Genomic DNA, 11,849 nt, shown 5'->3' with positions numbered 1-11,849 from the left:
TGGACATGAGCAGCGTCACAGCGAAGGCGGCATTTCGTCAACACCTACGTTGATACCATCGCGGGCCAGCCCCACCTGAGGGCCGTCGGCGCGCAGGCCGTAGCAGGCGCCGGACAGGCCGGGGGCGACGCGCGCCGCCGCCCGCGTCCACCGCCCGTCGCCGCGCGTGTCCGGCGTGTATGCCACCTCCGGGTTGATCCGCAGGAAGATCACCATCGTGATCAGTTCGCTGAGCCCGAGCAGCAGGGTGTTCACGTGGGTGCATCCGCGCGCCCCGCCCAGCGCGGCCAGCACCGTCCGGCGCCACCCGGAGGCCACGGACTCGCCGATGAGCTGCACTGTGGGCGGAATGGCGAAGGGACAGTCCTCGTAGGGGTGGGCGTAGGCCACCACCGCGAGCTCACGCAGGACCAGCCGCGGTCCCTCGACCACACCCTCGGCGCCGAAGTCGTGGATGACCACCGAGCCGCCGGGGAAGTTGCCGTGGAACGCGGTGTCGGTAAGCCGCGCCACGAAACCGAAGCGGTCCTCCCCGAGCGGTGTGGCGTCCAGGGTCTTACTCCGGCTCAAGTTCGCCCTCTGCTCCCCCACCACAATCCCCTCCATTCTATCAACGCTATCGTTGACACATCCAGACTGTGGGGTCACGATGGGTGCGTCAAGAGGAGCGAGCATGACCGAGACCTTGCCGGCCGCGCCGCAGTTGTTCGACGACCTGCTCAGCGATGCGGCCATCCAGACCCCGACCGAGTTCTACAACCGGCTCCGTGAGCAGGATCCGGTCCACTGGAACCCGCGCTGGAACGGCTGGATCGTGACCGGCTACCGGGACGTGATAGCCGGCTTCCGCGACCACGAGCGGCTGTCCTCCGACCGCTTCGCGGGACCCTTCGCCAAGGACATGGCCGGCTCCGGCTCGCGGTACCAGCAGTTGATCGACTTCATGAGCCACTGGATGTTCACCAAGGACCGGCCCTACCACACCCACCTGCGCTCGCTGGTCAACACGGCCTTCACGCCGCGCAGCGTGGAGGTGCTCAGGCCCCGCATCCGGCAGCTGGTGGCCTCACTTGCCGATTCGCTGCGCGGCCGGGACCGGGTCAACTTCATGGCGGAGTTCGCCTTCACCCTGCCGGTCGTCGTCATCGCGGAGTACCTCGGGATCCCGCCCGAGTCCCGCGAGAACCTCCGCGCATGGTCGGAAGACCTCGGCGCGGTCGTCTTCTTCCAGGGCGGCAACCAGGACCGATTCGACACCGGCGGCCAGGCGATGCAGCACCTGGCGGAGTTGATCCGCCCGATCGTGCGCGACCGCGCCACGAACCCGCGCGAGGATCTCATCTCCGGCATGGTGCACGCCGAGCTCGACGGCGACCGATTCGAGGAGGACGAGATCATCTCGAACGTCGTGCTGATGGTGTTCGCCGGCCACGAGACGACGATGAACCTGATCGCGAACGGCATCGTCGCCTTCGACCGCTTCCCCGGGGAGTGGGAGCGGCTGGCGGGCGACCCGGGGCTCGCGCGGACCGCGGTCGAGGAGGTGCTCCGCTACGACGGCCCGATCCGCGCGCTGGCCCGGTGGGCGAAGGAGCCGTTCGAGCTCGGCGGCCGACAGATCGAGAAAAATCACCGGATCCTGCTGGTCCAGCACGCGGCCAACCACGACCCCGCGTTCTTCGCGCACCCCGGCCACTTCGACATCGGACGGTGGCCGAACAAGCACCTCGCCTTCGGACAGGGCATCCACACCTGCGTCGGCGCCCCGCTGGCCCGGTTGGAGGCGCAGGAGGCGTTCGCCTACCTGGCCCGCGAGTTCGCCTCGGTCGAGGTGCTCACCCGCGAACTGCGCTACGGCCGCAACCTGGTCTCGCGTAGCCTGTCGGGCCTCGACGCGCGGCTACACGACCGGTGACCGGACCCTCGGCGCGCCCCCGCGCGACCGTCGACCACGACCTCTGCGCCGGCATCGGCCAGTGCATGCTGGAGGCCCCGGGCGCGTTCCGGTTCGACGAGGAGGGCCTGTCCACGTTCGACCCGCACGGTCCCTGGACCGAGGCACAGGTGCGGCGGGCCGCGGACCTCTGTCCGATGGGTGCCATCGACGTCACGACGGACGGCTGAGCCGGCGGACGGCACCGCGCTCGAGGTGCCACGACGTGATGCGCCACCCGCCGCCGACGCGTCGGTACCGCTCGACGTAGGTGCCCAGGCCGAACCAGCCGGGGCGCCGCGGGTCGTCGAGTTCGACGACGTCGAACATCGACCAAGTGCCGGTGGCGTGATCGTCGTCGGCGAACTCGAAGCGGGGCATGAACCCCAGGTGGGTCGACCGCCCCGGCTCGACCGTCGCCCGGACGAAGTCGACGAAGTCGTCGGGCCCGGCCAGGTCGGGCAGCCGCGCCGAGCTGGTGAACGTACAGTCCTCGGCGAACAGGCCGCGCAGCAATTGCCACTCCCGGCCGTCGACCCACGCGAAGTACCGGGCCTTGAGCAGCCGGAGCTCCTCGATGTCCGTCAGCCGCCGCACCTGGGCGGCCAGCACCTCGAACTCGGTCATGGCGGCGAATGCCGGTACGTCTCGGGATCGACCCTGGTGAGCGCCACCCGGGGGATCACCTGGTCCGCGAGCAGCTGCAGGCTCTCCCAGGACAGGTCCGGGTCCATCCCGCCCACCAGCGGCGGGATCGTAAGCTGACCGCCCGGGCCGAGCTCCTCGCACAGCACCACCGCCTCGTCGGGGGTGAGCACCGGGTAGGCGCCGCTCGCGCGCAGCGAGCCGGTCGTGGCGTGCTCGGCATACCCCGTGTCCACCCCGGACCGCCGGGCCAGCGCACCGTAGGCGTTGCTTTCGTGCAGGCAGTACGGCGCGATCCGGCTCCAGGCGCGCTCGGGGTCCTCGGCGACGTAGACGAACGGCGGACCCGCCTGCGGCAGCGGCCCGGGCGGCGTCCGACCCAGATCGGCCACCGCCCGCTGGTAGGCGCCGTAGTGCCGGTTGCGCACGGGCAGGAACCCGTCCGCGACCCGGGCGGCCCGCCGGGCAGCGGCCTCCGACGCGCCGCCAAGGAGCAGCGGCGGACCGGGCGACCGGAACGGCCGCGGCGTGACCCGCACCCACCGGCCGTCGAGCTCGAACGGCTCTGCCGTCCACGCCTGACGAAGTACCCGGACGGCGCGGCCGACCAGCCGGGGCCGGTCGGCCGCGGAGACCCCGAACATTGCGAACTCGTCGTCGGCGTAGCCGCCCGCGGCCACCACGACCAGCCGGCCCGCGGACATCAGGTCCAGCACCGCCAGGTCTTCGGCCAGCCGGACCGGGTCGTGCAGGGTCACCACCAGCGCCTGGAGCAGGATCGTCATCGTCGACGTGACCGCGGCGACGCCGCCCGCGGCGACAAGCGGGGACGGCAGGTAGCCGTCGTCCGCGCCGTGGTGCTCGCGCACCGCCATCCGCGAGAACCCATGCCGGTCGGCCCAGGCGGCCTGCTCCAGCATCGTGCGGTACTGGCGGGCCCGGGCCTGCGCGTCCGCGCCGGGCAACCGCAGGTCGTAAACAAGGCCGAGGTCAACCACGGCGGCTCACCCGAGGACCGCCATGAACAGCTGGAGCTCGTCGGAGATGTGCACCGGGACGTGCAGCTCGCCGCGGTCCGTGACGCTGTCCCAGTTGTCGCGGACGTCGCGCCATGTGTGGCCGGGCCGCACCCAGCCCCGGGTCTCGGTGACCAGCACCTCCGCTACTCGGCCCCCGCCGACCGCGAAGATCCGGCCGGTCACGTCGCAGTCCGGATGGCACAACCACCCCACGGTCTGCGATACCTGCTCGGCGGGCATGCGCTGGAAGAGGTCGCCGATGACGTCGGCGGCCCGGTCACGGTCGCCGCCCGAGGAGCTCATTGCGGTAAGGGCCAGCGGCGCGATCGCGTTGACGTTGATGTCGGTTCCCGCGGCCTCGGCCGCCAGCATGCGGGCCATGCCCACGACGCCCATCTTGGCCGTACCGTAGCTGGCGTTGTTCGCCGTGCCGTAGATCCCGGCCGCGGATGAGGTGACCACGACCCGGCCGAAGCCCGCGTCGAGCATGTACGGCCAGGCCGCCCGGGTCAGCTCGTAGGCGCCGTGGACGTGCACCCCGATCACTGCCTCCCAGTCGGCGCGGTCGCGCTTGCGCAACGGGCCGTCGCGCAGGATGCCGGCGTTGTTCACCACGATGTCGACGCGGGAGAACGCGTCGATGGCCTTCTCCACGATCCGCTCCCCCGCGCCCGCGTCGGCGACGGAGGCGTGCACCGCGATCGCCGCGCCGCCGACGGCCCGGATCTCGGCGGCCACGGCCTCGGCGATCGTCACGCCCGGGTCTGCATCCGACGGCACCGGCAGGTCGTTGATGACGACCGAGGCGCCCATCGCGGCGAGCGTGCGGGCGTGCGCTCGGCCCAGGCCCGCCCCGGCCCCGGAGACGACGGCAACCCGTCCGGCCAGCGGCAGGTCATCGGTGGTGTTCACGCGGCGTCCCTTCCTTCGGGTCCCAGGGCGTGACCGGCGGCACGCTGTCCATGCGGAGCCGGTGCTGGCGGAACGAGGTGATGACCCAGCACCCGTCCTCGTTCTTGGCCAGCTCGTCGTGGTAGAAGCCGTAGCCCTGGTAGCGGATCGTGCCGTCGTCGGTCTCGACGTAGTCGTGCAGCGCCCAGGTGCCCGCCGCCGTCGTCGCGGAGGTCAGCGTGATCTCCGGTGCGTGCACCTGATGGACGCTGACCCCGGGTGTGATGCGCCGGGCCACGCGCTCGAAGAAGTCGCGCGGACCCGTCACGTCGGTGTGGACGGGATGGACGAACTCGCAGCCGAGGCTGAAGAGACCGACTACGCCGTCCCAGTCACGCAGGTCGACGAGCCGGCAGTACCGCGCCTTGACCTGCTTGATCGCTTCGATCTCCCACAGCGCCTCGGCCGGCGACAGACCGGTGACCATCACCGCTCGTCCGGCCGCTCAGGTCGAGGCGCCGAGCGTCGTGGCCCGGCCGGCCCAGTACGGCGCCCGCAGCTGCTTGCGGGAAATCTTGCCCAGCGGCGTGCGCGGCAGGCCGTCGGTGCGGATCTCCACGGCGGCGGGCTTCTTGTAGGAGCCGAGCCGGACGCGACATGCTTCGGTCACCTCCTGCTCGGTCAGCGCCGCACCTGGGGTGACGACCACCATCGCCATCGGGCTCTCCCCCCAGCGTTCGCTGGGGATGCCGAAGACGGCGACCTCCTGCACGCCGGGCAAGTCCATGATCACTGACTCCAGCTCGGCCGGCCAGATGTTGAACCCGCCGGAGATGATCAGCTCGTCCTTGCGGTCGTGCAGGTACAGGAAGCCGTTCTCGTCGATCCGGCCGATGTCGCCGGTCAGCACCCAGCCGTCCACGAGCCGCTTGGCGGTCAACTCCGGGTCGGCCCAGATCAGGGTCATCTGCCCGTCGCTGCGCAGCGCGATCTCACCGATCTCGCCCGGCGGCAGGGGATGGTTGTGCTCGTCGCGAATCTCGATCTCGGTGTACGGCATGATCCGCCCGGCGCAGGCCAGCGGGTCGGAGCCCGGGAACGCACCGAACCAGTCCTCAGGGCCGATCCACGTCCCGGGCACGCACTCGGTCTGCCCGAACATCTGGTAGAGCTTCGGCCCGAGCAGGTCGCGGGCCGCGATGATCGTGCGCCGGTCGATGGGCGCACCGCCCAGCACGAACGCCTTCAACCCCGAGACGTCCCGGCCGGCGCCGCCCACCTTCTTGACGAGGTCAGCCAGCATGGTCGGGACCCCGAACACGTACGTACCGCCGAGCTCGGCGATGAGCCGCATCAGCCGTTCGGGGTCGAACCTCGGCTCCAGCACGTTGCAGCCGCCGGCCAGCCACATCGGCACGAACAGGTAACCCGAGCCGTGTGAGATCGGCCCGACGTGGATGGCGTGGTTGCCGGCGGCGAAGGGCGGCAGGCCGTAGGTCCAGTTCCGCTCGGTGTTCATCCACGCCTCGTGGGTGAACGCGATCCCCTTGGGGATGCCGGTGGTACCGGCAGAGTGCCGGATCACGTAGAAGTCGCCCGGCGAGATCTCGGGGTCGGGGTCCGTCGCGGGGAATCCGGCCAGCCAGCGCTCGTAGCCCTCGTCGCGCACGATGACATGCTGCAGCCCGTCGAGCCGTCCTTCGAGGTCGCGGACCTCGTCGTACTGTTCGGCGCCGACCACCAGGATCGACGAACCGCTCTGCTGCAGCATGTGACGGTGCGCCTCCTCGCTGTTGCGACGATAGAGCGGGACGCGGACCGTGTTGCTGATGGCGGTACCGAGGAAGAAGTCCGACGACGCCAGCACGTTGTCCTCGAGCACGGCGATCCGATCGCCCGGCTTGGCCCCGAGGCTGATCAGGGCGTTGGCGAACCTGACCCCGCGCTCCCATGCCTCGGCGAAGGTCAGCGTGCGTCCCCCGGCCGTCACCGCTGGGCGGTCGCGGTGGAAACCGGCCGCGCGGCGCATCGCAGTTCTCACGTCGATCATGCACATCTCCCTTTCGGCGGACGTCACACCACGGCGACCGGAGCGACCGGGCTTCCGACCGCTCCCACCAGCGGTAACGGGGACAACACGAACAAAAACTCAGGCTGGCCGGCGGCGCACAGGGCGTCGAGGGCCATCAGCTCGGCGAAGTAGACGCCGTGGCCACGGATCAGCTCGATGTGCAACGGCACCTGGCAGGCGGGGTCGAAGGAGGGAAACGCCTCGACCGCCGGGTTGTCGGCGCCGACAACCGCCACTTGCCGCTCCGCCAGCCAGGCGCCGCAGTCGTGGTGCAGGCCCGGCCAGGCGGTGCTGTCGGCATCGCCGGCAAGCGCGGCGGCCAGCCAGCCGGTCCTGACCAGGAGTGCGTCGCCCGGCGCGAGCTCGACACCGGCGTTCGCGACTAGGGCGGCGAGCTCATCGCGGCGGACGGGATCGGACGGGGACCTCGCGCCGCCGGGGCAGGCGTCGATCACGACGCCGCGGGTCACGATCGGGGGCATCTTGTCGATGCCGAGGTGCTGCGCACCGCGGCTGGTGACGCTGTTGGCTGGGAAGCCGTTGTACATCAGCCCGTCCTGCCAGACGTGGGCGAGGGCGTCGACGTGCGTCGCGCCGTGCGTCGGCAGCGTGACGACGTCGTCGGCGAAGCCGAAGCCGGCCCGCTCCGGCAACCCCGCGGCGTAGTCGCTGCCGGTCCGGAGCATGAAGTGCATGGGTGCGGCCCGGCCGACCAGTCCGAACCCCACGCCGTGACGGATCGGCGCCGCCAGGGGGATCGGCGTGCCGGTGCGCACCGCCGCCAGACCGCGGCGCACGGCCTGCGACCCGACGGTCCGGGCGGCTCCGATCTCGTCATCAGTACCGTGGCGCTGGTCACTCACGAGGTCATCGTGTCCCCGGAAGCCGCAGTTGTCAACACTAGCGTTGACTGACGCGAAACCGCCTGTCTACGCTGGCCCCGAGGCGCCGCCGGGGCGCCGGAGAAAGGTGGCTCCCATTACCGCCGACCACCGCAGGCTGCGGGCCGAGGTCCGGGCGTTCGCCGTCGAGACCATGGCGTCCCTGGGGCTGCGGCCTCGCTGCGACTCGTGGATGGTGTCCCACTCGCCGCAGTTCAGCCGGGACCTGGCCGCCCACGGCTGGGTGGGCATGACGATACCTTCCGAATACGGCGGACGCGGCCGGTCGTTCCTGGAGCGCTACGTGGTCAACGAGGAACTGCTTGCCCTCGGTGCGCCGATCGCGGCCCACTGGTTCGCCGACCGCCAGGTCGGTCCCTCGGTACTGCGCCACGGCACCGAGGAGCAGCGGCGCCGGTACCTCCCGGGCATCGCCGCCGGCGAGCGGTACTTCGCGATCGGGATGAGCGAGGCGGAGAGCGGATCGGACCTCGCCGCCGTGCGCACCCGCGCCACGAAGGTGCCCGGCGGATGGCGGCTCAACGGCGCCAAGATCTGGACCAGCCACGCCCACCGCGCCCATGGCATCCTCGTGCTTGCCCGAACCGACCCGCCCGCGCCGAGCCGGCACACCGGACTCTCCCAGTTCCTCCTCGATCTCGACCTCGAGGGCGTGACGGTGCGGCCCATCGTGACGATGGACGGCGAGCACCACTTCAACGAGGTCGTCTTCGACGACGTGCCGCTGGGCGACGACGCGCTGCTCGGCGCCCGCGGCATGGGCTGGGCGCAGGTGACCGCCGAACTCGCATACGAGCGGAGCGGTCCCGAGCGGTTCCTGTCCACCATGCCGCTACTGCGTGCACTGCTGCGCCGGGCGGACTGCGAAACGCCGGAGGTCGGGATGCTGCTGGCCGAGCTGCGCAGCGTCCGGGTGCTCTCCTACCAGGTCGCGGTGGCGCTCGACCAGGGCCGGATCCAGGCAGCGCAGAGCGCTCTGGTCAAGGATCTGGGCACCCGGCTCGAACGCCGGGTGGCCGAGGTGGCCTGGCCTCTCGCCGGCGTGCGCCCCGATCCGCACGCCGACGACGAGCTGGCCCGGCTGCTCGGTGAGGCGCTGCTGCGCGACCCCGACCGCACGCTGCGCGGAGGCACGAACGAGATCCTGCGCGGCATCGTCGCCAACACCCTGGTGCGATCATGACCGGCGCGGTGTGGGAGGCCGTCGGCGGACTCCTCGGCAGCCTGAAGCAGGAGATCTCCGCACAGGGCTGGGACGAGGAGCTCGGCCGGCAGACGATGCGCGCGCTGGCCGATGCGGGCTGGCTCGGCGTCGGGCTGCAAGAGGGGCTCGGCGGCGAGGGCGGCGATCTCGCCGACGTCCTCGAGGTCGTGGACGCGATCGGCGGCACCGGCTGGCCGTCACCGGTGCCGGACCTGCTGTTGGTCGGCAACGGCCTGTTCGCACACGCCGGCGTGGCACGGCCCTCGACATCCGTCGTGGTCGTGCCGGCGCTCGGCGACGCATCCGCCGGCGGCGTCACGGTGGCCGCGGACGGCGTCCCCTGGGCACCGTGGGCGACGCATTTCGCCGTGGTCTCCCCCGCCGGGGACGGCGCGGCCTGCCTGAGCATCGTCGAAAGCGGGCACGCGCGGCTCAGGACGGCCCGCAACCTGGCCGGTGCTCCCCTCGCGGACGTGCGGCTCGACCGGGCGCCCGCACACTCGACCACCGTCGCCGCCACCCCCGCCGACGGCCTGGTCGGCTTCGTGCGAGACCTCGGCGCCCTGAGCCGGGCGGTCCTGTCCCGGTCCGCGCTGCGCCGCGTCCAGCAACTGACGGTCGAGCACGTCCGGGCGCGCGAGCAGTTCGGCCGGCCGCTCTCGGCGTTCCAGGCCGTGCAACAGCACCTCGCCGCCCTCGCCTGCGAGGTGGCCGCGGCCGAGGCCGCCGTCGATGCGGCCGTCCGCGGCGTGGCCACCGTCGCCGAGTTCGCCGGCGGTCCCCGGCTCGCCACCGCGCGTGTCCGGGTCGCGAGCGCTGCCAGCGAGGTGGTCCGGCTGGCCCACCAGCTGCACGGGGCCATCGGCGTCACGCGCGAGTACGAACTGCACCGGCACACCCTGTCCCTGCTCGCCTGGCGCGACGAGTTCGGGACGCAGCGAGAGTGGGCGGCGTACCTCGCCGAGGCGGCCGCCGCCTCTCCCGACCTGTGGTCATGGCTGCTCGACGAGGTATGACCGCCACGAACGATCCCGGAGGACCCGATGCCCAGCCTTGTCACCGTCGAACGTCACGCCGCCGCCGCCGTGCTCACGCTCAACGACCCCGACCGCCGCAACATCCTCACCTCCGCGCTGGTCGCCGAGATCGGCGAAGCGATGGACGAGCTGGAGTCCGAGCCGGAGGTCCGGGCGGTCGTCGTGACCGGCGCCGGCCCGGCCTTCTGTGCGGGCGCCGAACTGGCCACCCTGGAGCGGGCGGCGGCCGGCGACTTCAGCCTGATCCGCGCGGTCTACGGCGGTTTCCTGCGGATCCTGCACTCGCCGCTGCTCACCGTCGGTGCCGTCAACGGCGTTGCCGTGGGCGCGGGCTTCAACCTCGCGCTGGCCTGCGACATCCGCATGGCGGCCGACTCGGCGCGTTTCGTCTGCCGGTTCAGCGAGCTCGGCATCCTCCCCGGCGGCGGTCACACCTGGATGCTCTCCCGGGCGGTGGGTGCACAACGGGCGATGCTGGGCGTCCTGCTCGGGGAGGCCTGGGACGCGGCCGCCGCGCTCCGGGACGGGCTGGTGGCCGACGTCGTACCGGCCGACCGCCTCCTTCCGGCCACGCTCGAACGCCTGCGGCGCCTGGCAGGCCTCGAACCGGAGTACGTCCGACGGCTCGTCGGCGCCGTCCGCGCCGCCCCCGGCCTGCTCCGGCACGGCGACGCCCTGGAACTCGAGGCCGTCGACCAGGAATGGTCGGTCGGGCGGCCCGCCTTCCTCCAAGGACTCGAGGGCGTGCGGGCCTCCATCAGGCGGCGCCCATCCTGAGCGCGCCGTCGAAGCGGATGACCTCGCCGTTGAGGTAGTCCAGCGACACGACGGCCAGCACGAGCCGGGCGTACTCCTCGGGGCTGGCCAGTCGCGACGGGAACGGCACGCTCGCGGCCAGACCGGAGCGGACCTCCTCACTCATGCCCGCTATCATTGGCGTGTCCATGACACCGGGCGCGACGGCCACGACACGGATCGCCTTGGCCGCCAGTTCCCGGGCCGCCGGAAGGGTGAGTCCCACGACGCCGCTCTTGGACGCGGCGTATGCCGCCTGGCCGATCTGGCCGTCGAACGCTGCGATGGACGCCGTGTTCACGATGACGCCGCGCGCGCCGGAGGAGTCCGGGTTCGTCGCCGACATGGCGAGCGCGGCGCGCGACATCACGTTGAACGTCCCAGCGAGATTGATGCCGACGACCTTCCGGAAGAGTTCCATGTCGTGTGCGCCGCGACGGCCGACGATCCTCGCCGCGGGCGCGATGCCCGCGCAGTTCACGGCGAGCCGCAACGGCCGGCCCCCGCCGCCGGCCGCCGCGACGGCGTCGGTCACGTCGTTGTCGTCGGTCACGTCGCCGCCGAAGTAGGTCACCCCTGGGTGCCGGTCCGCGGCGGCTATCGCAGCGGGAAGATCCAGGCAGTAGACATCGGCCCCGGCATCGACGAGGGCCGCCGCCGCGGCCGCACCGAGCCCGGACGCGCCCCCGGTGACGAGCGCCGCAACACCATCGACCTCCACGAGGCCTCCTTTACTGGGATTTCACGGACGGATTGATCGTTGCGCGGCCGCAGCGCAGCAGGGTCAGCGATCGGGCCCACGCGGCGCTGGTAGTTCTGCGCGAGGTCGACCAGGATGGCCTGCCCGGCCAGTGTGCTCAACGCGAAGTAAAGCGCGGCAAGGCGGGCGGACGGCAGCGCGAAGATCCCGCCCAGCACCGCGGACGCGAAGAGGAACGAGTTGTAGAGGAGCAGGCTGTACGCGGTCTGCGTCGCGCTCACGTACGGCGTGAGCGCGACCAGCACGACGACGAGACACCGCGCCACCCACCGGTCGTCCCTTGGTTGTGAGGTCAACACGCCGTGTCCCCTTTCAGACTCGCTTGACAACACGGATGCCGAACAGACCTTCCGGCAGCAGCAGCAACGTGAGCAGCAGGACGACGTAGGTGACGAGGTTGAGCCATCAATTCGGGACCACCCGCGAGTGGCGGGCCCGCGTGCCCGGTGTCTTCGCATGTGCGGTGCATTGCCGGGCAGCCGAAACCTAAGCTTGATCACAACAAATGTCAACACCGGCGTTGACTGCAGCGGGTCAAGTCCGCCTACAGAGACCAGCAGATGGTTCGCCAATCTTTCAACGTTATCGTTGA

13 protein-coding genes are annotated in these 11,849 nt (G+C 71.4%); 5 read left to right on the top strand and 8 right to left on the bottom strand.

What is annotated here, in order from left to right:
- Positions 1–15 precede the first annotated feature (15 nt).
- Positions 16–570, bottom strand: coding sequence for a DUF2889 domain-containing protein (locus tag ACGFI8_RS17245; protein ID WP_392805736.1), 555 nt, complete (start codon positions 568–570; stop codon positions 16–18).
- A gap of 103 nt (positions 571–673) precedes the next feature.
- Here ACGFI8_RS17245 and ACGFI8_RS17240 point away from each other — a divergent pair, with 103 nt between their 5' ends.
- Together ACGFI8_RS17240 and ACGFI8_RS17235 are read left to right on the top strand one after the other, a co-directional pair.
- Positions 674–1,915, top strand: a complete 1,242-nt coding sequence (locus tag ACGFI8_RS17240) for a cytochrome P450 (protein ID WP_392805733.1) — start codon at positions 674–676, stop codon at positions 1,913–1,915.
- Positions 1,912–2,124 (top strand): ferredoxin, encoded by a 213-nt coding sequence (locus tag ACGFI8_RS17235; RefSeq protein ID WP_392805730.1) that lies wholly within the window; start codon positions 1,912–1,914, stop codon positions 2,122–2,124. Before ACGFI8_RS17240 ends, ACGFI8_RS17235 begins: the two co-directional genes overlap by 4 nt.
- On the opposite strand, the gene ACGFI8_RS17230 is transcribed toward ACGFI8_RS17235, so the two are convergent.
- From ACGFI8_RS17230 to ACGFI8_RS17205, 6 genes are read right to left on the bottom strand one after another with little or no spacing between them, the layout of a single operon-like run.
- Entirely contained in the window at positions 2,108–2,560 is a 453-nt protein-coding gene (locus ACGFI8_RS17230) for a nuclear transport factor 2 family protein (protein WP_392805727.1), read from the bottom strand. The genes ACGFI8_RS17235 and ACGFI8_RS17230 overlap by 17 nt on opposite strands.
- Entirely contained in the window at positions 2,557–3,576 is a 1,020-nt protein-coding gene (locus ACGFI8_RS17225; RefSeq protein WP_392805725.1) for an LLM class flavin-dependent oxidoreductase, read from the bottom strand. Before ACGFI8_RS17225 ends, ACGFI8_RS17230 begins: the two co-directional genes overlap by 4 nt.
- Before the next feature lie 6 nt (positions 3,577–3,582).
- Positions 3,583–4,509 carry an SDR family NAD(P)-dependent oxidoreductase gene (locus ACGFI8_RS17220; RefSeq protein WP_392805723.1) on the bottom strand — a complete coding sequence of 309 codons (927 nt, stop codon included), beginning with the start codon at positions 4,507–4,509 and terminating at the stop codon, positions 3,583–3,585.
- The gene (locus ACGFI8_RS17215; protein ID WP_392805720.1) at positions 4,493–4,975 is read right to left on the bottom strand and encodes a nuclear transport factor 2 family protein; all 483 of its coding nucleotides are present in this window, start codon (positions 4,973–4,975) and stop codon (positions 4,493–4,495) included. The genes ACGFI8_RS17220 and ACGFI8_RS17215 overlap by 17 nt, the downstream gene beginning before the upstream one ends.
- Before the next feature lie 18 nt (positions 4,976–4,993).
- Positions 4,994–6,538, bottom strand: a complete 1,545-nt coding sequence (locus tag ACGFI8_RS17210; protein WP_392805718.1) for a class I adenylate-forming enzyme family protein — start codon at positions 6,536–6,538, stop codon at positions 4,994–4,996.
- 23 nt (positions 6,539–6,561) lie between these two features.
- Positions 6,562–7,422 carry a cyclase family protein gene (locus ACGFI8_RS17205; protein WP_392805716.1) on the bottom strand — a complete coding sequence of 287 codons (861 nt, stop codon included), beginning with the start codon at positions 7,420–7,422 and terminating at the stop codon, positions 6,562–6,564.
- A 106-nt stretch (positions 7,423–7,528) separates the two neighbouring features.
- Between ACGFI8_RS17205 and ACGFI8_RS17200 the strand changes: the two genes are divergently transcribed.
- The 3 genes from ACGFI8_RS17200 to ACGFI8_RS17190 are packed head-to-tail and all read left to right on the top strand — an operon-like array spanning position 7,529 to position 10,479.
- Complete coding sequence (locus tag ACGFI8_RS17200; protein WP_392805713.1) at positions 7,529–8,644, top strand: acyl-CoA dehydrogenase family protein; 1,116 nt, start codon at positions 7,529–7,531, stop codon at positions 8,642–8,644.
- Complete coding sequence (locus tag ACGFI8_RS17195; RefSeq protein ID WP_392805710.1) at positions 8,641–9,681, top strand: acyl-CoA dehydrogenase family protein; 1,041 nt, start codon at positions 8,641–8,643, stop codon at positions 9,679–9,681. Before ACGFI8_RS17200 ends, ACGFI8_RS17195 begins: the two co-directional genes overlap by 4 nt.
- 27 nt (positions 9,682–9,708) lie before the next feature.
- The gene (locus tag ACGFI8_RS17190) at positions 9,709–10,479 is read left to right on the top strand and encodes an enoyl-CoA hydratase-related protein (RefSeq protein WP_392805708.1); all 771 of its coding nucleotides are present in this window, start codon (positions 9,709–9,711) and stop codon (positions 10,477–10,479) included.
- Here ACGFI8_RS17190 and ACGFI8_RS17185 read toward each other — a convergent pair.
- Positions 10,460–11,218: an SDR family NAD(P)-dependent oxidoreductase gene (locus ACGFI8_RS17185; protein ID WP_392805707.1), complete on the bottom strand. Its 759-nt coding sequence runs from the start codon at positions 11,216–11,218 to the stop codon at positions 10,460–10,462. The genes ACGFI8_RS17190 and ACGFI8_RS17185 overlap by 20 nt on opposite strands.
- Positions 11,219–11,849: the final 631 nt, after the last annotated feature.

It is taken from the genome of Dactylosporangium sp. NPDC048998, assembly GCF_043197855.1.
Taxonomy (GTDB): domain Bacteria; phylum Actinomycetota; class Actinomycetes; order Mycobacteriales; family Micromonosporaceae; genus Dactylosporangium.
Note: the sequence above shows the minus strand (reverse complement) of the source record. Positions and strands in the feature narration are given on the sequence as shown.